Annotated in this window: 16 protein-coding genes, 1 pseudogene and 1 other annotated feature; of the genes and pseudogenes, 14 read left to right on the top strand and 3 right to left on the bottom strand. The window is 37.8% G+C overall.

Annotated features, from left to right (window positions below; genetic code table 11):
* Positions 1-53 precede the first annotated feature (53 nt).
* From IGJ45_RS14160 to IGJ45_RS14145, 4 genes are all read left to right on the top strand, one after another.
* Entirely contained in the window at positions 54-1,022 is a 969-nt protein-coding gene (locus IGJ45_RS14160) for an ABC transporter permease (protein ID WP_096710905.1), read from the top strand.
* 48 nt (positions 1,023-1,070) lie between these two features.
* Complete coding sequence (locus tag IGJ45_RS14155) at positions 1,071-2,129, top strand: sugar ABC transporter substrate-binding protein (RefSeq protein ID WP_003128199.1); 1,059 nt, start codon at positions 1,071-1,073, stop codon at positions 2,127-2,129.
* 188 nt (positions 2,130-2,317) lie between these two features.
* Complete coding sequence (locus tag IGJ45_RS14150) at positions 2,318-2,944, top strand: ThuA domain-containing protein (protein ID WP_003128200.1); 627 nt, start codon at positions 2,318-2,320, stop codon at positions 2,942-2,944.
* Between the two features lie 119 nt (positions 2,945-3,063).
* Complete coding sequence (locus tag IGJ45_RS14145; RefSeq protein WP_003128202.1) at positions 3,064-4,263, top strand: iron-containing alcohol dehydrogenase; 1,200 nt, start codon at positions 3,064-3,066, stop codon at positions 4,261-4,263.
* Between the two features lie 194 nt (positions 4,264-4,457).
* On the opposite strand, the gene IGJ45_RS14140 is transcribed toward IGJ45_RS14145, so the two are convergent.
* Positions 4,458-4,631: a hypothetical protein gene (locus tag IGJ45_RS14140; protein WP_005470142.1), complete on the bottom strand. Its 174-nt coding sequence runs from the start codon at positions 4,629-4,631 to the stop codon at positions 4,458-4,460.
* Positions 4,632-5,235: 604 nt separating this feature from the next.
* On the opposite strand from IGJ45_RS14140, the gene IGJ45_RS14135 reads away from it, so the two are divergent.
* From IGJ45_RS14135 to IGJ45_RS14120, 4 genes and pseudogenes are all read left to right on the top strand, one after another.
* On the top strand, positions 5,236-8,493 hold the full coding sequence (locus IGJ45_RS14135) for a MucBP domain-containing protein (RefSeq protein ID WP_096710906.1): 3,258 nt from the start codon (positions 5,236-5,238) through the stop codon (positions 8,491-8,493).
* A 973-nt stretch (positions 8,494-9,466) separates the two neighbouring features.
* Positions 9,467-10,101 (top strand): annotated as a pseudogene (locus tag IGJ45_RS14130) (CatB-related O-acetyltransferase).
* A gap of 601 nt (positions 10,102-10,702) precedes the next feature.
* Positions 10,703-12,223 (top strand): helix-turn-helix domain-containing protein, encoded by a 1,521-nt coding sequence (locus IGJ45_RS14125; protein WP_096710907.1) that lies wholly within the window; start codon positions 10,703-10,705, stop codon positions 12,221-12,223.
* Positions 12,224-12,862: 639 nt separating this feature from the next.
* Positions 12,863-15,499 carry a mucin-binding protein gene (locus IGJ45_RS14120; protein WP_257007635.1) on the top strand — a complete coding sequence of 879 codons (2,637 nt, stop codon included), beginning with the start codon at positions 12,863-12,865 and terminating at the stop codon, positions 15,497-15,499.
* A gap of 280 nt (positions 15,500-15,779) precedes the next feature.
* Here the strand turns inward: IGJ45_RS14120 and IGJ45_RS14115 are convergent, their stop codons facing one another.
* Together IGJ45_RS14115 and IGJ45_RS14110 are read right to left on the bottom strand one after the other, a co-directional pair.
* Positions 15,780-17,429, bottom strand: coding sequence for an ATP-binding cassette domain-containing protein (locus IGJ45_RS14115; RefSeq protein ID WP_029486316.1), 1,650 nt, complete (start codon positions 17,427-17,429; stop codon positions 15,780-15,782).
* Positions 17,430-17,997: 568 nt separating this feature from the next.
* Complete coding sequence (locus tag IGJ45_RS14110; protein ID WP_003128211.1) at positions 17,998-18,333, bottom strand: hypothetical protein; 336 nt, start codon at positions 18,331-18,333, stop codon at positions 17,998-18,000.
* Positions 18,334-18,867: 534 nt separating this feature from the next.
* Here IGJ45_RS14110 and IGJ45_RS14105 point away from each other — a divergent pair.
* The 6 genes from IGJ45_RS14105 (at position 18,868) to IGJ45_RS14080 (ending at position 24,788) form a co-directional block, all read left to right on the top strand.
* Positions 18,868-20,244, top strand: coding sequence for a PTS transporter subunit EIIC (locus IGJ45_RS14105; protein WP_003128212.1), 1,377 nt, complete (start codon positions 18,868-18,870; stop codon positions 20,242-20,244).
* 26 nt (positions 20,245-20,270) lie between these two features.
* Positions 20,271-21,338 carry an ADP-ribosylglycohydrolase family protein gene (locus tag IGJ45_RS14100; RefSeq protein WP_029486318.1) on the top strand — a complete coding sequence of 356 codons (1,068 nt, stop codon included), beginning with the start codon at positions 20,271-20,273 and terminating at the stop codon, positions 21,336-21,338.
* On the top strand, positions 21,295-22,014 hold the full coding sequence (locus IGJ45_RS14095) for a GntR family transcriptional regulator (protein ID WP_225585883.1): 720 nt from the start codon (positions 21,295-21,297) through the stop codon (positions 22,012-22,014). Before IGJ45_RS14100 ends, IGJ45_RS14095 begins: the two co-directional genes overlap by 44 nt.
* Positions 22,015-22,183: 169 nt before the next feature.
* Positions 22,184-22,417: a binding site (T-box leader), on the top strand.
* A 264-nt stretch (positions 22,418-22,681) separates the two neighbouring features.
* On the top strand, positions 22,682-23,326 hold the full coding sequence (locus IGJ45_RS14090; protein ID WP_003128216.1) for an amino acid ABC transporter permease: 645 nt from the start codon (positions 22,682-22,684) through the stop codon (positions 23,324-23,326).
* A gap of 13 nt (positions 23,327-23,339) precedes the next feature.
* A complete protein-coding gene (locus IGJ45_RS14085) occupies positions 23,340-23,972 on the top strand; it encodes an amino acid ABC transporter ATP-binding protein (protein WP_021150538.1) in 633 nt (210 codons plus the stop codon).
* Positions 23,973-23,984: 12 nt separating this feature from the next.
* Positions 23,985-24,788: an amino acid ABC transporter substrate-binding protein gene (locus IGJ45_RS14080; protein ID WP_003128218.1), complete on the top strand. Its 804-nt coding sequence runs from the start codon at positions 23,985-23,987 to the stop codon at positions 24,786-24,788.
* Positions 24,789-24,958 lie beyond the last annotated feature (170 nt).

The raw sequence follows: 24,958 nt of genomic DNA, 5'->3' as shown, positions 1-24,958 counted from the left end.
TTGGATTCATCTCGAGTTCACTTATCTTTTGTTTGAATGAAGGAGATATAGATATGGAAAATGTAAAACAAAAATGGAACCTAAAAACGCTTTTTATGAATTATTCGGTATACATTGTGTTAATTGTTCTAGTGGCGTATTTCTCATTAGCTAATGGAGACTTCTTAAGCACTTATAATGTGGAGAACTTTTTGCAGCAAATTCCGCCAGTAGGAATTTTAACGGTCGCTTATGGTATGGTGCTGATTTGTGGATACGTTGACTTATCAATTGGTTATGTAGGAATGGCAGCTGGTATGGTTGGATTATATACCGCTAACCTAGGAATGCCGGCTCCGCTTGTAATAGTTATCTCATTGTGTGTCGGTGCTCTATTAGGAATTATGAATGCGCTTTTAATAAAGAAGTTTGATTTGCCCGCATTTATTTTAACTTTAGGGACAAGTTATGTCATCAAAGGAATGTTAGGTTTTTTCACGGATGAGCAATTTATTGGTTCGGAAACAGAATGGTTCAGCAAACTTGCTAAAACACCTATTGGAACGGAGATGATCAAGAGCAATGCGTTGATCTTTGCTATTGTGATTATCATTTTTGTTTTTATTATGAATAAGACTCGTTTAGGAAAATATACGTATGCAGTAGGATCCAATCAAGAAGCCGCACGACTTTCTGGAATCAATGTTGATTTACATATCGTGAAAATCTTTGCTATTGAAGGCATGCTGGCTGCTATTGCTGGATTGTTGATTGTATCGAATTTGAATGGAGGCGCCTCTAAGGATGCCAATGGATTAGATTTGTTTGCGATGGCAGCAGCAATTATGGGGGGAACTTCATTTAGTGGCGGTATCGGAACAATCGGAGGAGCAGTCGCCGGTATCTTAACCTTGCAAATATTCAAGAACGGTTTAACGCTAATGGGAGTAAACTCATTCTTACAAGATACTGTGACAGGTTTGGTAATCATTTTTGCTATTATAATTGATTATTTGAAACGGCGCGCAAGTCGTCAGTCGTAAAATGATTAATTGATAATAAAAGATAAAACAAATAGGGAGCGGATAAAAATGTTTAAAAAAAGCAAAATTGTTTTAACGGGTATTTTGATGACAATGGTCCTATTGGCATCTGGCTGTAGTAACGGGAGCTCGGCGGCCAGCAGCGATAATGACAAAACACTGTATTTCATTCCTATCGTTGACACAGGGGCATACTGGAATCCTATGAAAAAAGGAGCCGAAGATGCTGCCAAAGAACTTGGGTACACGTTAGTTACAAAAACATCTCCTTCTGCTGAACCAAGTAAAAAAGAAAAACACATTGGGTTTATTAAAGAAGCAACTGCTAAAAATGTCGCAGGAATTGCTATTGCGCCAATCGAAAAGAAAGCCTTTGTTGATCCAATCAAAGCAGCAATGGATAAAGACATTCCTGTAATCACATTTGACGCTGATTTAGAGAATCCAGATGATCGTACGGCTTATGTTGGAACAGACAACGTTTCTGCCGGAAAAGAACTTGGAAAACGTGCTGCGGAAGAAATGAAAGAAAAAGGAATTACTGGAGGTTCGATTGCTATTGTCTGTGTGGATGTGGCACAGCCAACAATGATTGATCGCGAAAAAGGCTTGAAAGAAGGCTTTGAAGAAGTGTATGGCACAGATGCTAAAAACTTCAAATTCTTGGCAACAATTCAAGATAATGATCAACCTTCTGAATCTAAAAAACAATTAGAAGGGTATATCTCAGCGAATAAAGACTTAGTAACAGTATTCTCATTAGGTTCTGAAGGACCAGATGTGGGTGTAATGAGTGCTATTGAATCTCAAGGAAAATCTGGAAAAATTTTACACTATGGATTTGATTACACTGATACATGGTTAAAAGGTATTGAAGATGGCCGAATCACTGCAATCGTAGATCAAGATGCTTACCAAATTGGCTATCAAGTTATCGAAAACTTGGTAAAAGCGATTGATGGAGAAAAAATCGATGCGACGATTCCAATCGATGTAAAATATGTGCCAGCAGCAGAATTGAAGTCATACGGTGAAGAAAAAGGAAAAATCAAAACCGATTCAGTAGAAGATTCTACTGAAGAAACAGTAGAAGATTCTAGTAAATAAACAAGTGCTATCTGCATAACCGCAATCGAAGAGCGTAGACGTTGTTTAGAAAAAAGTAAACGATCAACTGATTCGCCAGCGGCATCTGCTATTTAAAAAAAGAGTGGAATTAAAAGCAATTCTTTCAATAGTAGAAAGAGAAAACTTTTATTTTCACTCTTTTCTTTGTTGAGACAGGAGAATCATTTATGAAAAAAGTAGTGAGTATTTTGGGTGATCCTTATCATCCCCACGAGCCGTTAGTTCAATTTATCCAAACTATTCTGAAAAAGCTACCGCAAAAGACCTACTGGAAGGACAGTGGAATGGAGGAATTAGGCAAAGAGTTGGGAGACAAGCCTGATCTAGTGATTCTTTCTAAAGAAAACCGGTTATCGCTGGGTGACGCTGTCAAAAATATGTGGCTGACAAAAGAGCTAGATCATGCGTTGGAAAACTATGTTGCTGAAGGCGGCAATCTTTTAGCGCTGCATTCCGGTCTTTCTTGTTACCCGGAAACTTCCCGCTATCATCAATTATTGAAAGGTCGCTTTGTCCATCATCCTAAGCAAACGCAAGTTACCTATCAATTAACAGATGGTACGTCATTTTCATTTTACGATGAACATTATTTTACCCAAGTCAAACAAGAAGAGACTGAAATTTTCTTGCGCAGTTTTTCTATCTATGGTGAATCTCTGGCTGCTTGGCGGCATTCTTATGGAAAAGGAAAAGTTCTTTGTTATACACCTGCACATAGTCTTGCAGGAATGTTGGAAGATATGAATCAGCGAACCCTCATCGAAAATATTCTTTGGTTTTTTGAGAGTAAATGATTTATTGGCAAGTAGCTACTAGTGGCTTTTGGAAAAGATGTTTGACGTCACTCTCAGAAGGAAAAGCTAATGCTATCAATGAAACGACGAAAAGAAGTTAGTTAATGGAGGAAATAAACATGCAAAATTTTCGATTTTATGTACCTACAGATATTCGCTTCGGAACAGATCGATTGTCGGAACTGCCAGAAGCCCTTTCATCAATTGGAAAACGAGTGCTTCTAGTTTACGGAGGCGGATCAATAAAAAAATCAGGACTCTATGACAAAGTCCAACAGCAATTGGTGAAGGGCGGGTTTGAAGTCGTCGAATTATCAGGGATTGAACCAAATCCTAAAATCCACTCTGTTCGAAGCGGCGTAAAATTAATTCGCAAGCATCAACTTGAAGTGATTCTGGCAATCGGTGGAGGGTCAGTCATCGACACAGCAAAAGTCATTGCTGCAGGCGTGTTTTATGAAGGGGATCCATGGGATCTAGTCGTAGATAGCAGCAAAATAAAACAGGCACTTCCAATTGTTGATATTTTGACCCTAGCTGCAACTGGAACGGAAATGAATCGGAATGCAGTTATTTCTAATGCAGATACAAAGGAAAAATTAGGTACTGGCGGGGCTGAATTGCTCCCTCATGTTTCTTTTCTTGATCCAACGACCACATTCAGTGTGTCCAAGTGGCAAACTGCTGCCGGAGCAGCAGATATACTGAGCCATCTTTTTGAACAATATTTCAACCGAACAAAGGCCGTTCAAGTACAAGATAATATTGCAGAAGCATTAATGAAAGTCGTCATTGATTTTGCGCCAGTAGCATTCGAAAATCCAGATGATTATGGCGCGAGAGCGAATCTCTTATGGGCATCTACATTGGCGTTAAATGGATTGGTAGGTAATGGTCGCAGTGGAGGTTGGACCTGCCATCCAATCGAGCATGAGTTGTCAGCATTTTATGATATTACCCATGGCATTGGCCTAGCAATTTTAACCCCACGCTGGATGGCGTATTGTATCACTCACGATCCATCGACCCATGAAAAATTTGCGAAGTATGGAGAAGCCGTTTGGGGATTAACTGGCGATTCACAAGCAGAAATTGCTCGAAAAGCAGTAAGAACCACCTATGAGTTTTTTGAAGATCAACTAGAAATTCCTATGACATTACAAAAAGTTGGAATTGAAACAACCGAATTGGTTGACGAAATGAGCCAACAAGCGGTGGTTCATGGGGAGTTAAACACAGATGGACCATTTGTACGTTTAGATGAAGAGGCAGTCAAATCAATTATTACATCTTGCTTTGAGGAAATGACACTGAACTAAGAACAAACAGTTCACTGATTCTTTGTATCACTCATTTCGGATAGAAACTTTTGATCCAGTAGGCAAAAAATTGCTTTTAATAAATACAACGAGCAGTGGATGATACATCCTCCAATATGAAGAATCAATAGAAGACGAATCAAACAAAAAACTGTCCAGCAACGATCAAGAGATCTGTTGTTGGACAGTTTTTTTTAAACAGAAGTCAAAATGCGATAAATTCCAATGAAGAAAGCTTTGATGCCTCGAAAGAAGCGGTTCTTATCGGTCAATTCATGATAGACTTCGGCGATCGTGCGACGGGTCAATAAATAGAAGAGAAATCCAATCAAAAATGTGAAAAGGAAAAAGAAAAACAACAGTCGCATAAATCATCACCTAAATTCTTACTCATTATTTCTTTATCTTAACAAAAAAAGCAAGGATAGGCGAAGCGATTTGATTTGGAACTGTAGATAAGGTTGGAGTAAAAAGCAAATCAACTATTTCACTGTCTGGAGAAATAGTTGATTAAGAGAAAGCTGCGATGAATAGTAATATATTCAGAGAATGTAAAATAATCTATCTGTCTCAAAAACCTTCGTTTTTGGGACAACACGAAAATAGACATCCGAAAACTTCGAATGTCTTACAAAACTTGAATTATAGATTTTTGTCGAAAAAATGTCTAAATGAGAAACTATTATCTAAAAAACGAAGATTTTTGGCACTAGAAGAAGGTACATGCATACAGAAAGCCTCAGAAAATCCATTTGTCGAAGTTGAGGGTTGGGAACAACTTTTTAAAGAAAACTCTTTAGATCGAACCTTATTGAAAGCTTGAAAGCGAATCAGCAGGTAAAGCGCATGGTTTGATTAACAAAACACCTTTAGCACAGAGACAATACAAAACATGTAGGTAATAACATCCATTGATGATAATCGGAATATGGATACTAAAGAGAAAGACTAAAAGAGAAAGGATGACTTGGTATGGGAAAGTGTAGCAGGATACTATTGTTGGGAGGCTTGTTGTTAAATCAAGCGCCATGGACAATGGTTGTTAGCGCTGATTCAGTGACTGAAGATACTGTTTCTATACAGGATACAGTAGAGAGCACGATCGCTGTGGAACAAGAAGAAACTTTAATGTCTCGTGATAGTAAGGATGAACACATTCATTCAACGAAAGATAATGATGGAAGGAATACAGAGCCCAGTGAACTTAGTCAATCAGATAGTTCAGAACCTGTCGAACTGAACGAATCGACTTCTTCTTCAAGTGAGAATGAAGTTAGAAGTCAAAATGAAACAGATGTAATAGAGAATCAAACTACTGAAGATCCTACTGAAAATATGGCCTCGGGAACTTATGGTACTTCAGATTGGTATATCACTTATGACGGAGTTCTCCATATCGGATCTGGAACATTCCGATCTACTTCTGAGATTAACCCTTGGTCCCGGTATAGGGTTAAAAAAATTGTGTTCGAGGGGAATGTTATTGCTGGTGAGGATTCTTCTTATTTATTTGGTAACTCCGGCGGTACGTGGACTGACCTTACTGAAATAGAAGGCTTGGACAAGCTGGATACTAGCCGAGTAACGAATATGTCTGGCATGTTTAATAATACTCGAGGATTAACAAAGCTCGATGTATCCAACTTTGATACAAGTAACGTTACTAATATGTATGCGATGTTCAATGGACTGTTCGATTTGACTAGTTTGGACGTCTCCAATTTTGATACAAGAAATGTAACGAATATGTCTTTGATGTTCGCGAATGTGATTAATATCGATAAATTTGATTTAAGCAATTTTGATACGAGAAATGTTACGGACATGTCTTTGATGTTCGCAAACCTAAGAAGAAGTGATCTCGATACATTCAGTATGGATCTAAGCAATTTTGATACTAGCCAAGTAACGAATATGGATCGAATGTTTCAGGGCTTAAATAGAGTCTCTAGTCTGGATATATCAAGTTTCGATACCAGTAAGGTAACGAATATGTCTTCTATGTTTAGCGGTATGCAATCGTTGAAGATCATCAGATTAGGCCAGTCATTTTCATTTCATACAAATGCAATGTTGCCTAGTCCAATTTCATCAGAAATTTATACAGGAAAATGGGTCAATGTTGGAACAGGATCAATAGATTTCCCGAATGGGCTAAATATTTGGTCGGCTTCCGAGTTAATGGCAAACTACAATGGAGAAACTGACTCCGATACGTATGTTTGGCAGCCCAATTTAATAGATGCAGCTCCTGTAACAGTCAAGTATCAGAATTCTGAAGGCGAACAGCTGAGTGAACCAACGGTTTTAAGTGGAAAAGTCGGTATGGCTTATGAAAGCAATCCGAAAGAGATCACGGGCTGGAACGTGGTCAAAATACCAGATAATGCAGTCGGTGTATTTACTGAAGAAGCACAAGAAGTGGTCTATGTTTATGAGCGTTCAGATGCGGCACCAGTCACAGTCAGATATAAAGATACAGACGGCAATGAGTTAAGCGACCCAACGATTTTGAATGGCAAAGTCGGATTGCCATATACCAGTGAAGCCAAAGAAATCTCAGGTTGGTATGTAGTAGAGACGCCAGCCAATGCCTCTGGAATTTTCAGTGAAGAAGCGCAGGAAGTGGTCTACGTGTATGATCGCTCAGATGCGGCACCAGTTACGGTCCAATATGAAGATACAGACGGCAACGAATTAAGCGACCCAACGATTTTGAATGGCAAAGTCGGATTACCATATGCCAGTGAAGCCAAAGAGATTCCTGGTTGGTATGTAGTAGAGACGCCAGCCAATGCCTATGGAATTTTCAGTGAGGCAGCGCAAGAAGTAGTCTACGTGTATGATCGCTCAGATGCCGCTCCAGTGACTGTGAAATATCAAGATAGTGAAGGAAATCAATTAGCAGAGCCAACTGTCTTAAGTGGAAAAGTCGGGTTACCATATGCCAGTGAAGCCAAAGAGATTCCTGGTTGGTATGTAGTAGAGACGCCAGCCAATGCCTCTGGAATTTTCAGTGAAGAAGCGCAGGAAGTGGTCTACGTGTATGATCGCTCAGATGCCGCTCCAGTGACTGTGAAATATCAAGATAGTGAAGGAAATCAATTAGCAGAGCCAACTGTCTTAAGTGGAAAAGTCGGGTTACCATATGCCAGTGAAGCCAAAGAGATTCCTGGTTGGTATGTAGTAGAGACGCCAGATAATGCCTATGGAATTTTCAGTGAGGCAGCGCAAGAAGTGGTCTACGTGTATGATCGCTCAGATGCGGCACCAGTTACGGTCCGATATGAAGATACAGACGGCAACGAATTAAGCGACCCAACGATTTTGAATGGCAAAGTCGGGTTACCATATGCCAGTGAAGCCAAAGAGATCCCAGGCTGGTATGTAGTAGAGATACCAGATAATGCTTCTGGAATTTTCAGTGAAGAAGTGCAGGAAGTGGTGTATGTATACGAACGCAGTGATGCGGCACCAGTGACTGTGAAATACCAAGATAGTGAAGGAAATCAATTAGCAGACCCAACGATTTTGAATGGCAAAGTCGGGTTACCATATGCCAGTGAAGCCAAAGAGATCCCAGGCTGGTATGTAGTAGAGATACCAGATAATGCTTCTGGAATTTTCAGTGAAGAAGTGCAGGAAGTGGTGTATGTATACGAACGCAGTGATGCGGCACCAGTGACTGTGAAATACCAAGATAGTGAAGGAAATCAATTAGCAGAGCCAACTGTCTTAAGTGGAAAAGTCGGGTTACCATATGCCAGTGAAGCCAAAGAGATCCCAGGCTGGTATGTAGTAGAGATACCAGATAATGCTTCTGGAATTTTCAGTGAAGAAGCGCAGGAAGTGGTGTATGTATACGAACGCAGTGATGCGGCACCAGTGACTGTGAAATACCAAGATAGTGAAGGAAATCAATTAGCAGAGCCAACTGTCTTAAGTGGAAAAGTCGGGTTACCATATGCCAGTGAAGCCAAAGAGATCCCAGGCTGGTATGTAGTAGAGATACCAGATAATGCTTCTGGAATTTTCAGCGAGGAAGCGCAGGAAGTGGTGTATGTCTATAGTGTTCTTCATAAAAATAATGAAAAAGAGAATGATTCTAGAGGGACTTTGCCAGCTACGGGAGAAGAAACGTTGGGACAATCAATGTTGGTGATTTTAGGAACCCTACTAATTCTCTTATCGTATAGAATCAGTAAACGAAAAAAGAACCTATCAAATTAAGTGTATTATTTATAGTAAGAACATGAATAAAGTGTCTGGATATCATTTTTTCTGGACACTTTATTTTTTTAGTATATATTTATTTATAATCATGTTTTTTGAGATACAAATTGAGGAAATTATACTAAGAATCGATGAGAAAATCTTTCATTAAGTCAAAATATGAAAGCAAAAGGTAGTGATTAAATTTAAGAAGGAGTGAGGGTGCATGAGTTATAGTTGGATCTATTATGGACGAAAGGTGCGAAGAGTCGCTTTGTTTTCGATTAAGCTGATTGACTTTTTTCTACTGTATCTTGCTATTGGTAAACAAATTTATCTATCGTTTGGGCTGTTTATTCTGTTCACTTTGTGTTGGGCGGTCGGTTCAGGAGTGGCATTGATTAGAAGAAAAGTTAGACAAGATGATATTAAAGATAGACCAAAATCAGAAGCCTATCTTCATCCAAACCATGATCGTCGAGAAAATCTTATGTTATTCGCATGCATAGTACTATTAGTAGTCGAGCTATATATTGTCTCCTTGCCTGTTCCGTTATAGTCATGAAAAGACTGATTTTTTGCCCAATTTGCCCAATAGTTTTTAGTGGTTAGTTCTTTGTAACGTTCAAAAAAAGAATCGTATATAGTTTCTGGAGAACACAAATGAATAAAAAGGATCCTGTCTTTTTTATTTAAATATCCTTGTTTTATTTTAACTGTTGGTGTAAGTTTTTTTATGAGTATACAATGGCTATAATTTATTTGATTTAAATTGTGGTAAGCACATTGATTTTGAAGTGTCCCGTATTCGTAGCAGTTGAATGAAATACCATGTTAGTAGCGGTTTTTTCTTCAGCTGCTTACTATTTCAAGTACTATTATTTAGATATATTCATTACGTACATAAATTGAGAAGAGGTAAAAAAATGAAAAAGTGCATTGTAGTATGTGAAATAGTCAAACGTTAACACACCAAAAGGAGAAGAATATTATGACTACTTCACGAAATAAAATTTACCCAAGAACCAATGATACACAAACGATCTATCTAAAGAATGCCATCACTAACCCAAATATTAGCGTTGGAGAATACACGATTTATAATGATTTTGTAAATGATCCACGCGAGTTTGAAAGGAATAATGTGCTGTATCAATACCCAATCAATCATGACAAATTGATTATTGGCAAATTTTGTTCCATTGCTTGTGGATCAAAGTTTCTGTTTAATGCTGCAAACCACTCATTATCAAGCGTTCCAAGTATACATTTCCGCTATTTTTTGAAGAGTGGGGTCTTGATAAAGCCGATGTGGCTGCTGCATGGGACAATAAAGGCGATATTGTGATTGGCAATGATGTCTGGATCGGGTATGAGTCACTGATCCTGGCAGGCGTAACGATTGGAGACGGCGCCATTATAGGTACTAGAGCTGTAGTCACGAAAGATGTACCGCCATATACCATTGTAGGAGGCGTTCCTGCGAAACCAATCAGAAAAAGATTTAATGATGAAACGATTCAGTATTTACAAAAGGTCCGTTGGTGGGACTGGCCGGAAGAAAAAATAAAAGCGAACCTTGGGCATCTCATGTCTGGGTCCGTTAGTCAATTATCAAAGAAATGAGTAATAGAACTTTAACCAATGTATCTAGAGAATTTCTTACTGATGATGCGAGGATACTCAGATAATTCGTTAATAAGTTATCCTAAAACTGTTTTATGAACATCAAAGTGTATTCATTAGCTTTGATGTTTTTTTGTATAAAAGCCTAATTTTCAGTTCAAACAATAAAGTACCTAAGAAATAACAGCTTTCTGGACACTTCATTTTTGTTTTGTATTTGAATGTTTGCTAGTTTGACTGTATCATCTAGTCATTCAATTTTTCTTTAGTAAAAATCACTTTTATGTTAAAAAATGGCACTTGTATCATACAGTAATGTTCTAGATGAAAATCCTATAGAATATATCTTTTTTCATATTCAATCATTGAAAAGTTACTGATTAAGACACTGGATTGTAACGCAGCATTGAAGGAAGTTGATTATGCAGATCAATAGGAGGAGAAAGAGAAAGGACACTTATGAGACAAAATGAAATAGGCTGGCTATTTAAGTAGAAATTTAAATAATTATCAAAAACATTATGGATTAATGCACAATCAATGATATTAGAAGGTAGAAGAGGTATAATTTATTTAAAGTAAGAGGTTAAGAGGTGAGGGCATGTATAAGTTTCTTTTAACTAAATTAGATCAAGATGTCTATGAAGTATTTGCTTATTTTTTTGAAAATGCTGAGGAATATGAAAGTATAAGCGACTTGGCAAATAAATTAAGTGTTTCGAAAAGAAGAATTGTTTTAGTTATTGACCGTGCACTGGATTTGAGAGAACGGTATCCCTTTTATGATATCGAAATAATTGACGGAAGAACCATTTCACTTCGATTTGCCTCAAATTTTTTACTTTCTAAGTTATATTCTGTCATGTTAGAAGAAAGCATGCCTTTTCAAATATTGGACCGATTATTCAGAGAGAAATATTTATCCTTGGAGAATACAGCGCAACAGCATTTTGTGAGTAATCGCACGGTTCAAAGAAAACTCAAGGAGATCATGGATATCCTTGAAAATTATAATATTTCGTTGAATTTAAAGAGGAAGCCGTTATTTGTAGGAGAAGAATATCGTATTAGGCATTTTTTTCATATCATGTATTGGCAAATTTTTGATGGCTCAAATGTACGTTATTTTGGCCTGACTCAAAAAAGTATTACTGGTTTCAAAGAAAGACTCGCGATGTATCCAAGTTGTTACCGAGGAATCGATCAAGAAAAGTTTATCCAATTACTGGCTTTAAGTCTCTATCGTTTAAAGAGAGGATTTGCTTTGAAAGAAATTCCACCGGGAATGACAGAAACATGCCATCTCACTATTCCTTTTGAGCAATTCAAAAAGGAGCTTATAATGCCCCTCTTAAGAGATAATTATTTGTTAAATGAAACTTCAGAAAATGAGTATATCTTCTTGTATTATATGTTTTCAGTAATGACCACCTATTTACTTGATGAGATCCCTACAGAGTTGACGATGACAAATCATTTTTCAGAAGAGAGCTTACAAGCCGCTAAACTTTTTTCGGAAACAGCGAAACAAGCTTTTCTTGTTCCTGATAGTGCTACAACGTATCTTTTTGTCAATGCATTGAACATCCATTCAACCTCTCTCATGTTTGCTTCTAAAAATAAGATTGATGCTTTTGGAAAAACAACAACAGACAAAGATTATCGAAGAGTATTCCCTAAACTATTTCCACTGGTTCAAGAGATGTACCAATCGTTATCAGAACAATCATCGATTTTTAGTACGCTGTATGTCTCAAATAACCGCCTGCTTTTTCAGTACAGTATGCTTCTTTCGATTGTAGCTAGAATTGATCGGTCAACTGTGCGGGTTTTTCATGAATCAAAATTTGGAAAAATTCAGGAAATTAGGCAAAAAGAGCGATTAAAACGATGGTTTGGATATACTCTTTCTTTTGTATCAGAAAAGCCGGATTTTGTCGTGATGGATTATCCTGTCGATCGTCAATACTTTATTAATCAAAATCGCGAAGTACGTTTCTTTAGATGGAATAGTTTCCCCACCGGAGATCGCTGGCTTGAATTAGTCGAGGCGATCGAAAAGTTCCAAAATGAGTCTATTAATGAGTCTATTCAAGAAACAGGGACAGATACCTCACTATAGAATCATTACAGATAACGTTAGATATCCGTATCTGCTAGTGACGATCTTTTTCGAATTGGCAGTATCAACAGCTAAGGTGTGAACTTGACTAAATCAAATGTTCAAGATCAACAAGCGAATACTTAGCAGACCCAAAACACGTGGCTGCAAGTATGACTGCTTATCCATTTTTATGACTGCAATATAAGTGACAGTGAAAACAACTCTAAACGATATTTTTGATGCAATGCTGCGCAAGTGGGCAAGTCCTTTTATCGTTGAGACAGTTGATTTGCTCAAACGCTTGTATTGCGGTTTTTTGTCTTTTCTCTAAGTGAATGATTAGGAATAAAAAGAGATCTTCCATGTTCAAAATCTTTTCGCATAATCCGTTGAAATACTGATATGAATGTGATTATTTTCTTTTTTGTCATAATTTCCAAAGGATTTTAATTATTTTTTTTAAACAGGACGAATCTTGTCTTTTTTAGAGCAGATGTTGTCGTGTTCGCTACTCAGAGCCATGTGATAATACATACTTAAGGAATGAGGACAACAGGAGTATTAAAATATGTCTGAAGTAGTTGTCAGTTGACAGCTTTTTTGCATTGGATAGAACGAGACTGTGTTCATTCACTTAGATAGAAAGAAGGAAAAATAATGAGAAGATCGAAGAAGCAAGAAATCGTATCACGTATTCTTGTCAGTTCCTCTGTATTTATATTAGGCAGCCCGATTTTTACACAAGCACTTTTTAGTATTCCTGCATCAGCTGCATCAATTAGCACTACAGCAGCAGAAGAAACAATGCTTACTGCGGGGGAGTTGTTGCCTGAACAGCAAGAAGTAGAAAAAGTAGTCGAGGAAACTGTAGGAACAGAGTCAGAAGCAATAGAATCTGAAGAGCAAGCGACAGCAGAAGAATTTGCAGCAACTAAAACGGAATCTGAAGAAGATGCAGAGAAAAATAGTTCAGAAGCGTCGACAGACAGTACAGCAGCAACTGAAGAAAAGAAGGCTGCTCTTGCAGACAATATCCTTTGGAGTGGAATGTGGGGGACTGCTCCAGCAACCCTTGATATTGAGGGAGTTCTAACTGTAGGAGAAGGCACGCTTACTACAACGGTAGATCAAGTGATTCCAATAGCAGAAGTTTCATCAAACATGACTATTAGAAAAGTAGTTCTCACTGCCCCTGTTGTTCTTCCAGCAGATGTTCCTGGACTATTTGAAAGCACTGGCCATTATGGAAAAGTGCCTTCAGAGTTGGATGAAATCGTGAATCTACATTTGCTTGATACAAGTCAAGCCACAACAATGAACAGCATGTTTTATGGCTTTAGAGGGACTAGTTTAGATTTATCAAATTTTGATAGTACCAATGTAATCAAAGCCTTAGGGGCTGGAATGAATCAATTTCTAGCAAATGCACGATATCTAAAAGAAATACGACTAGGGGAAAAATTCAGCTTTGTCGGCTGGAACAATTGGCCAGGTAATGAGTACCCAGTTAATTTGACAAATCCAAGTGGAATGATTGGATTTAGTTCAAGCTATTATACCGGTTATTGGCAAAATGTTGGATCAGGTACGATAGACGCTCCTTATGGTGATCAGGTATTCCTGTCTAAGGAACTGGTATTGAATTATGATGGAGCGACTATGGCTGATACCTATGTATGGCAGCCAAGGTATATTGAAGGGGCACCAATCACAGTGAATTATATCGATGAAGAGGGGAAAGAATTACTTCCTCCAAGTATAATGACTGGTGGCAATATAGGCGATTCATATACGATTACTCCGAAAGATATCCCTGGATATATCTTGAAAGAAGTGCAAGGTGATGAGACAGGAATCGTTAGCAAAAATCCCCAAACAGTCACGTATGTTTACAGCCCTAAAATAGAAACGAGAGAGGAAAGTAAAATAATCGCACGGATAATCCATTATTTGTATGAAGACGGATCAGAAGCCGCGCCGGATCATGTGGATACAATAGAATTTATACGAACAGTCACCATTAATGAAGCAACCGGTGAAACCTCCTATGGTGATTGGGAAGCCAAAGACAATGACACCACTTTTGATGCGGTGGTCAGTCCAGAAATAGCCAACTACACGCCAGATAAAAAAGGTGTGGCAGAAATGGTTGACTTGACAGCAGAATCGAAAGACAGCGAAGTAACGGTTACTTACAAGGCAAACATGGTGGAATCAACCGAGACCAAAGAAGTGCAACAAACGATCCATTATCTGTATGAAGACGGTACAGAAGCCGCCCCAGACAAGGTGGATACAGTCACTTTCACCCGAACAGTCACCACCAATGAAGCCACAGAGGAAACAACGTATGGTGAGTGGCAAGCCAAAGACGATGACACAACCTTTGATGCGGTGACTAGTCCAGAAATTGAGCACTACACTGCAGATAAGCCAACTGTTGAAGAAGTCACTGGTTTAACGCCAGAGTCAAAAGACAGCGAAGTAGGCCAAGATGAGCAAATAAAGATCAATCGCTGTCTAGATATGCCAGTTTTTAAATACATTCGGCATAGTTATTTTTCAAAAAAATATATTTGTTCATCAGATGAAGCGACAATCGTCACCTATTTTATCTGCTTATTTTTAATTACAGTTGGTGGGATCCCCTATGAGGAAATTCGACTAGGATTATATACTAGCAAAAATCCCGTCTTTGAGATAACCGATGAAATAATGGCCGCGATCCAGTCGATTTATAAACTAAAGTCAAATTCAACCATTAAATCCAGTGTCTTTTCTCTCATCGCCCAAGTTTATTATTTTCATGGGGTCAATTATTCGATCGATAAAGTCACTTTGAATTATTACCATAACTTGTTTAACAATTCGTTTAGAAATCAGTTTGTCTTAGACATAATAGAAAATATTATTGAACCGACTAAATTGTTCAACCACACGAAATTAAAGTATTTGAAAAAAAGATTAGTGTTCTTAATTTACATGCTGTCTCCTAAAGAGGAGTATCAAGTGAGAATAGCGGTCTTAAATATGGGCTCTAGTATTTTGGCAGATGCCTCTATTTACTTATTAGAAAATGAGTTGAAAGGGAAACAAGACGTTGTTCTCCTACCCTATACAAGTGATGAACCATTTGATTTATTGATCTCTAATGCCTACCTTCCCGCATTAGGGAACAATTACAGTCAGTTCTATCAAGTAACGGCAATCGGCGCAGATTTAGAGATAAAGAAAATTTTTACTATTATCGATCAAATAGCCTATTCCAAGTATCGTTCTTTTGTTATTAAGTAATAGTTACTGTAGAAGACGTAGGATGGATGCAGCGAATGCGAGAACTAAAGAAAGGCTTAGAGTAACGGTGATTGTAAAGTGTCGCGCTCTATAACTAATTTAATAGCAGAATATTTTGTTAACATAGAGTAAGAAGAATTTTTTAATCTGATGAAATTTTATTTTAGTAGGAAGTCAATGAGCCTCAAACAATAACCCTCAAATGTTCTTTGTCATTAGTAGTATGACAAAGAACATTTTACTAGGTTCAGTTCTTTTTCTAACAAGTTCAAGGAGGGACTCATAAAGACAAGCGAATAAAGGGATCGTTTTGTTTTTTGAGGGGTAAAGCATCTAAGTGAATCAGCTCGTCAAAAGAGTCTAGAAAATCAGGACTAGTTGAATGAGTAACTACGATAATTATCTTATCATTGAAAGAGTTGATCAAATCTTTGATAATCAGCTCATTTCCACTATCGAGCCCAGAAGTCGGTTCATCCAATAGAATGATATCGGAATTTTTAAAGACAGCGCGAGCGATTTCGATTCTCCTTAATTCCCCTCCTGAAAGAAAATTTATCCATTTGTTTTCTTGGTCTTCTAATAATTTCTCGTAGTTAAAGCGATTGGCCAAGCCACTCTTATTTAATGCATCAACAACTCTTTCAAGTTCAAAATCATTAAAAACAGAGAGATTAGAAGCAATACTGGTCTGAAAAATAGCGGTCTTTTGTTGGACAAGTGAGACTTTTTGATACAAGGAATCTCTAGAAATTTGATTCATCTCTTGTTCATTGATAAATAGTTGACGGTCACCGACAGAATAAATGCCTGCTAAAATATTCAATAGCGTGGATTTACCGCTGCCACTCGCACCTGTAATTGCATACTTTTTCCCTCTTTCAAATTGATAGCTTAATTCATTGATTAATGTACGGGTACCATAACTATAGCTTAAGTTAGCAATCGACAAAGTTGTGATGGGACTTTCAAGAATGATTGATCGAGTCATTTCATCATCATCTGTACTATCGATAAAAGATATAAGATCATCAGCGACTTTCTTACTGGATAAAATATCGGTAATCGAGGTGCTGAAATATTCCAATGGACCGGCAATCGTACTCATTAAGGTAGTCATAGCAATGAGGTTAGGAAGGGTTATTATTTTTGCTGCAACAAAAAAACCACCAATAATCCACGTTCCAGAGTAGGCAAGGTCGCCAAGACCAAAAGAAATCGCGTAGGTAAGTCCTTGTAACGATTCAAAATGAATATTTTGCTTTTTCAGTCGCTCGCTACTTTCAGAAAAACGTGTAGCATATTTCGGGAATCCTCTGCCTACTCTTAGTGTCAGATAGCCAGAAAGAAGTTGTTCAAATAAACTGAGTGTATGATCTTGTGCCTCGACCGCCGCTTTACGACGAGTTCCAAGAATTTTTTTGGCAAAATAAGGAGCTAACAAGGGGCTAAAGGCTAGCAATAGCATGACAATTGAAAAGGAAGCACTAAGTCTTAAAGAGAAAAGAAGTGAAAAAATAAAGGTAAAGATGCTTAAAACCAATCCAAATCCAGGTTTCAAAAATTCTTGCTCAATAACTTTTATTTCATTGGCTAGCTTTGAAAGGTAATAATTTTTTTCGCTTTTTAAAAACTTTTCTGGATCCATTCGGACTATCTTTTGCGAGAGGCCGACTCTCAGCTGATCCGTTATTGAGTGGACCAAGATAGATTTACTGCGTCTGGGGACAAAGTCGCTCATGGTGTTTAATAAGATATAAAAGAAGGCGAATAAGCCAACAACCATAAGCTTTTGTATATTTCCTGACATAGCAACTTCTGTGATAAGGCTATAAACAAGTGCAACGCCAACCTGAATAAGCGCAGCGATTGCGCAAATAATCACATGCGTAACAAGCAGTTTTTTATTTTTTAGTACTATTTTTTTCATTTTCTCCCTCCTTAAGTAAACTATAACATAGTGATTTGATACATATATAGTGCAAAAAGATACTATTTTTTTGATTGTGGAGCATCATGGTAGGCTTACCATACAATCAAAGAAGAGTTATGGAAAAAATTTAGGATTGGTGTTAAACCTTCAGTTGCTATACTAGATTTAAGTGCAGTAACATCTGTTATAGGGGGGAGCATCAGAAATAGAACAACATAATCGTACGTCATTACTTGATATTGAAGAAATGCATACAATATAGTTCGAAAAACAATAAATGTAATTTTTTGAAAGTGTTACGTTTGGATTAAAAGCAGATAGAACGATAACTAACGAATAAAGAAAAAGCTATCTAGTTTTATGCTCTTCATTCTCCCCGTTATGAATATTGATAAGATATCAAATAATCAGTGTTCTTATTAGTAGAGACCTATCTAGGCGCTTAGATCAATTATTACTTGCTTTATTTTAGATAGGACGAAAGATAAATAATACATAACGACACCTCTTCTCATATTCATTAGTATGAGAGGGGTGTCGTTATTGTTACAAGCAGAAAAACTGTTCAAATTCCGCCTAAATTTAGGGCGTTCAGAATTGTTTTTCTGATAACTGTAGTATTTCCGGAAACCATATCTTTAAAAGAAACAGCAATGCCTTGTTTTTTTATTTCTTCGCTTAGATAGTTTGAATCCATATCATTAAAAACAAGTAAATCTGCAGCAGGAATATCATTACTTGAAATATCATAACTAATAAATTGAGTCTCAATTTCTGCTGGTAAGAGTGTCTTGATTTTTTCTTGAAATGATTTTGCTTGTCTAAGATTCATTGTTGTGCTGTAACCGAATGGTGCCATACCCCGAACATTGATAGAAAAAATCCAACAGATTTTTTTCATTGCTAAAACTCCTTTTTAAAAAGTGTATCATCTAATAAAGGGTAACTCAATAAATTTTCAAATTCATCCTTTTATTTTTAGATTTGACGAGAGAGTCTTCCTTGGGTGTCTGATACAAACTCATTAATTTATAATAAAATTAGAAATGAGATAGTTGAATAATAGATATACTTGATAAATTTTTCTAAATGAAACTACTTTGGTGGACTTTATACATCTTCTTACAGTTCAAAGTTTTATAGTTAATGTTTACTTTGATTAAAACAGATTATAATATGATTAGAATAAGACGTCTTAGAACAGAGATCACAGGGAGTTTCTTTCTATCCTCTTTTTAACTAAAGTGTTAAAAAATAGTTTCAATAGAACGTGTTCAAAAAAGCTAAATCTTGAAAGCAGATTTATGAGTGATAAATAAATCTTTGGATATATTTCTTTTGTAATCGTTTACACTCAAGGGCGTTAGGGGTATATTTTAGATGTTGATATGACGTCATAACGACTTGCTAATTCATTATAGAAAGGGGATTTATCATGAAAAATGAAAGGTTAGCCCAGCAGATTCTAGAGTATCTAGGCGGAACAGAAAATATTGAGTCAATTACTCACTGTGCAACAAGATTACGCCCAAGTCTGAAGAAACGTGAGTTAGTTCAAAGTGAAAAAATAGAATTATTGGATGGTGTGACAGGAGTAGTCAATAAAGATTCCGGGTATCAAATAATTATTGGAACGAATGTAGGGGAAGTTTATGAAGACTTCTTAAAAGTATTGAATAGAGAAAATAATGAGACGACCAATGAAAAAAATTCTAAAGTCCAGACAAAAAAGAGCTTAATAAATGAGTTTGTTCAACTCGTAGTGAGTATTTTCTCGCCTTTATTACCTTTATTAGCCGGATCGGGTCTTCTTCGAGGATTTACAATTCTTGCAAATGAGGTCGGAATTTTATCTACGGATAGCTCGACAAATTTGATGTTGACACTTGCTGCAACATCTGTCTTCTACTTCTTACCGTTACTAGTTTCGGTAACTGCAGCAAACCGATTTAAAACGAGTCCTTATATTGCCATTGCAGTCGCTGGTGCATTGATTATGCCAGACTTTATTAATTTGATCCAAGGGGACGGGGGCAATACGATTTCTTTCTTTGGTTTACCAGTTCCAGTCTTTAACTACACTTCGCAGATTCTGCCCGCAATTTTTACAACATGGGTACAATCGAAAATGGAACATTTCATGAAAAAAACAATTCCGAATAGTTTGCATATGATTTTGATACCAACCGTTCTTTTGTTTGTGTTAGTGCCTGTAACTGCCAGTATTTTTGGTCCCTTAGGTAACTATATTAGTATTGGTATTGCTGGATTTGTAAATTATTTAGCAGGAATCAATCAGATTATTACAGGGGCAATTACAGGTGGCATTTGGAATATTTTGATCATGTTTGGTGTTCATTGGGCACCAAATACCATGGTTATTATTCCGGAAATCGCTAGCACAGGTCACTCACCATTCATTGCGTATGGCGCAACTGCAAACTTTGGGATGGCAGGAGCAGCATTTGCAGTTTTCTTACGATCAAAAAATACCAAATTAAGGAACTTTTCTTTGACTGCAATTACTTCTGTCTTTTTATCTGGAATTGTAGAGCCTGCTATTTACGGTCTAGGAGTAAAATTTAAAACACCGTTGATTGCTGGCTGTCTTGGTGCTGCAATGGGTGGAGCTTTTATGGGTGCATTTAATGTTATTGGTAACGCCTTTGTATTTGGAGGATTAACCACCATTCCAGCTTTTGCGGGTCCTACACTTTGGGCGTACATTGTGGGTTTGGTGATTGCATTTTTTGGTGGAATGATCCTAACAATCATTTTAGGTATAAAAGACCCAGAAGCTGAAATGAAATAAAGAATAAGAGAATGGAGATAGTTTATATGAGTTTACAAATAAAAATTCAAGGTACATTGGGGGCAGCAGCTATTGCAGATGCTATGGGAGCTGCAACAGAAAATCTTACTTTTGATCAAATTAGAACAAAGTTCAATGGCAAAGTTTCTACCTTTTTAAAACCAGAGGAAGGTGCTTTTGCATTAGGGAATGAAGCTGGACAAGTCACAGATGATTTTTCGCAAATTTATACGTTGTGTCACAGTATTATAGAAAATAGAGGAGTAATTGATTCTGAAACAGTGAAGACAGCCATCTTGAAATGGTCAGAAAATACATGGTACTTCGATCGATTTGCAGGTCCAACTACGCGAAGTGCGATTGCAATGTATAAAAATCCTGATCAAAAAATGGCGCCTTTACCGGGAGCTATGGCTGTAGACTATGCTTCAAAAGCTACGAACGGAGCTGCAATGAAAATCGCACCTGCAGGGATATTAAACCCAGGAGATATTGAAAAAGCTATTCAAGAAGCGTTGATTATAACGCAAGTAACTCATGATAATGCACTGGCTATTTCTGGAGCAGCTGCAGTTGCGGCAGCAGTGTCAGCCTCTTTGTGTGACCATGCAACTGTGGACCAATTAGTAGCAATAGGGATTTATGGCGCTTGTCGGGGAGAAGAATTAGGCAAAGTTTATTCCCGAGAAGTTGGCGGTCCCAGCGTTGTTGAACGCATGAAACTAGCGTATACTATAGTTAATGAATCTGGTACCCATGAAGAAAAACTACAGCGACTAGCTCAAATCATCGGTAGTGGGCTCCATATCTCAGAAGCAGTTCCGTGTGCGTTTGGAATTATCGCCCTAAACAAACAAGATCCTTTTAATGCGATCATAGATGCAGTGAATGTAGGATACGACACTGATACGATTGCGACAATTGTAGGATCCATGGTTGGGGCATTGATTGATCCAGATGATGAACGTTTTACGCCACTGTTTCGTGATGTTCAATCAGCGAATAGCTACGATTTAACTAGTTTGGCTGAATCTTTAGCAAATGTGGTGAATGAAAATGATAAGTCCAAAGGTAAAATATCTCTCGATTTATGAAGAGCTGAAAAAAGAAATCAATGAAGGAAAATATCCAGTTGGGCAACCTTTTTTGACTGAACCGGAACTTCAAGAAAAATACGGAGTAAGCCGTATTACAGTTCGTCATGCCTTGCAACTTTTAGTAGATGAAGGTTTTATCAAAAGAATTCATGGTGTAGGTACAATTGTACTCAGTACGAAAGAATTACTGCAATTACAAACCCTTCTAAGTTTTTCGGAAGAAAATAAACTGCAGTCCAATCATTCAGAGTTAATTTCTTTAAATACATCTTTGGAAGCAAATGAGGTGTTGTGTAGTAAGTTAGATTTGCCAAAAGGAGCGGAGGTCAGCAAACACGAACGCCTTCGCTACGTGGATGATCAATGTATTGGATTTCAACGAGTATATTGTCCATCATACATTGAGCTAAAAGAAAAAGATCTTGCTGACAAACATGCATCACTTTATCAAATTATGCGTAGTCAAGGTTTTATAGTAACAACAGCACAAGAAACCATTGAGTCAGTTGTGTCTGATGAAGAACTCTCCAACTTATTAAAAATTGAAATGAATACACCACTTTTATATGTCGAGCGTCTGACTAAAGACCACAAAAATCGCTTAGTTGAATATGCTGAAATTTATTATCGTGGGGACCGCTATCGCTATCATGTTCAACTGAAAGTACCATAGAGGGAATACAAAGTTGTACTGATCATTACGAAGTCTAAAATGCATTTAGGGCGGATAGAATGTTTCTATTCGTCTCTTATTTTGTGAAAATGAATTTTCCGATCAAAAAACTGAAAAAAAGTATTTGACTTTTTTTCAGTTTGCGTATAAAGTAATAAACAACTTAATGAAACAGACATCGAAAAGAAGAGTAGCAAGGTTTCTTCGTTTTAAGAGAGTCTCTGGCTGGTGAGAAGAGACAACAAGGACTTGTGAACCACATCTTGGAGTCGTTTTTCTGAACCGAGTAGGAAAGACCGGGAGTGCCCGTTATAGCAGCAGTCATTGTTTGATGACTTTCTGAGATCAGTTGCTGTGAAGCACTGATAAACAAAGGTGGAACCGCGTTGATAACGTCCTTTAGCTGTAATGGCTAAAGGACTTTTTTTATTTAATGGCGGTATCAGCAAATCCATCAACTGACTGCATGAGGTTTTTTCTGTGAAGGAAAAACAAATTGAGGTGGAACCACGTATTAAACGTCCTCTGGCATTAGGCCGGAGGGCGTTTTTTGTTGGGCGCCTTTCATTTTAATGATTTTAATCAAGTGGAAACACGGCAAGATGGTGCTTGGTGATTGTAAATCAAGCAAGCAGTCATTGCCGCAAAATCAAGGAGGCAAAAAGAAATGATCGATTATTTAGTAAGTGTGATGCCGCAACTGCTTTCTGGGGCAGGGATCACAATCAAATTGTTTGGATTAACGTTAATAGGATCGATTCCATTAGGGATCATCTTGGCTTTTATTCTTGCTAGTCGACTACGGATCTTGAAAGCAATCGTGCAAGTGTATGTCTGGCTGATGCGAGGAACGCCTTTACTGTTACAACTGATCTTTGTGTTTTATGGTCTGCCGATCCTGAACATTGTCTTTGATCGGTTTGAAGCAGCACTGATTGCCTTTATTATCAATTATGCCGCTTATTATGCCGAGATTTTTCGGGGAGGGATCCAATCAATCCCTGCAGGGCAATACGAAGCAGCAAAAGTTCTGCGCCTAGCACCTTTACAGACGATTCGCAAGATTATCATTCCGCAAGTAGTCAAGATCACGCTTCCTTCAGTAGGGAACGAAGTGATCAATTTAGTAAAAGATACTTCGCTTGTCTATATTTTAGGTTTGTCGGATGTTATGCGTATCGGTAAAATCGCAATGGAACGAGACAGCACGTTGGTACCATTACTGGGCGTTGCGCTGATTTACTTAATGATGACTGGTATTTTTACACTGATTTTGAAACAGTTAGAAACAAAACTCGATTATTACCGTTAGGAGGCGTAGGAACATGTTAGAACTGAAACAAGTATCAAAAGCATTTGGCGACAAGCAGGTTATCGATCGCTTAGACCTGACAATTGAAGAAGGCAGCATCCTAGCGGTAGTCGGACCTTCTGGCGGTGGAAAAACAACCCTGCTGCGTACCCTGGCTGGATTGGAGACCATCGATTCAGGAACTTTTTTACTAGATGGACAACCTTTTGATCCCACGGATACGAAAAAACAAGAACAAGTAGTCGGTGTCGTTTTTCAAGACTTTCAGCTATTTCCGCATTTGTCGGTATTCGATAACATCACACTGGCACCAAAAATGGTATTGAAACAAGACAAAGCTAGCTATACCGAAAAAGCTGTTGCTTTGGCTAAACAGTTGGGATTATCTGAACTTTTAACGCAATATCCTTACCAACTTTCAGGAGGGCAACGCCAACGGGTAGCGATTGCGCGGGCGATGGCGATGGATCCGAAAGTATTGGCGTATGATGAACCTACGAGTGCATTAGATCCAGGTCTGCGCCAGCAAGTCGAAAAACTGATCTTAGATTTGAAAAAAGAGGGCGTTACTCAGATCGTGGTTACCCATGATCTGGTTTTTGCAAAAAATATTGCCGATCAATTATTAGAAGTTGAAGGGAACTAAGGAGGAAGAAAAATGAAAAAAATTGGATTAACGTTGTTAGCCGGAGCCAGCTTATTACTTTTTGCTGCATGTGGCAATAGTAGCGAGAAAGCAGAAAGTGCTGCAGACAAAGAGGAAGTCATCGTTGGGTTGGACGATACCTTTGTACCGATGGGCTTTCAAGATGACCAAGGGGACATCGTTGGTTTCGATGTTGACCTAGCAAAAGCCGTTTTTGATTTAACAGGAACCAAAGTCAAATTCCAAGCAATCGACTGGTCGATGAAAGAAACAGAATTAGATAATGGTACAATCGATATGATTTGGAATGGCTACACAAAAACAGAAGCCCGGGAAAAGAAAGTATTATTCAGCGATACTTATATGGAAAACAAGCAGGTTCTAGTAACTGCCAAAGACAGCAACATCACTTCATTTGATGCAATGAAAGACAAAGTTCTAGGGGCACAAGAAGGATCCTCTGGCTATGATACCTTCAACAATCAACCAGAAGTATTGAAAGACATTGTCGCCGATAATGAAGCAACTTTATATGCTAGTTTCAACGAAGCGTTTATCGATTTGGAAAATGGTCGGATCGATGGTCTTTTGATCGATCGGGTCTACGCGGAGTACTATTTGACTCAGACGAAAAAAGCGGACGATTACAATGTTATTGAAAGTCCCTTCAAAGCCGAAAATTTTGCAGTAGGAGTACGAAAAGACGATCAAGCATTGGCGGATAAAATCAATGAGGGATTAAAGAAACTGCAAGAAAATGGCACATTTGCTGAGATTTCCGAAAAATGGTTTGGAGAAGATGTTTCTCCTGAATAAATGAAAAACGATTGACGGCGACATAAGCCACAACAAAAACGATCACAGTAGCTACCTGGCATGAAGCGATTGATGAACAGGTGCAAGGTAGCTTAACTGTAGTCTTACTAAAGAGATTTTTAAGAAGCATTTCTTGTCTTTTCTCCTTTAGATCGTCTTTGTTTGATGGA

Origin of the sequence: Enterococcus sp. DIV0574 (assembly GCF_051711125.1) — a bacterium.
Lineage (GTDB): Bacteria > Bacillota > Bacilli > Lactobacillales > Enterococcaceae > Enterococcus_D > Enterococcus_D gallinarum.
The sequence above is the reverse complement of the archived record's forward strand: the minus strand, read 5'-3'. Positions and strand labels throughout refer to the sequence as shown.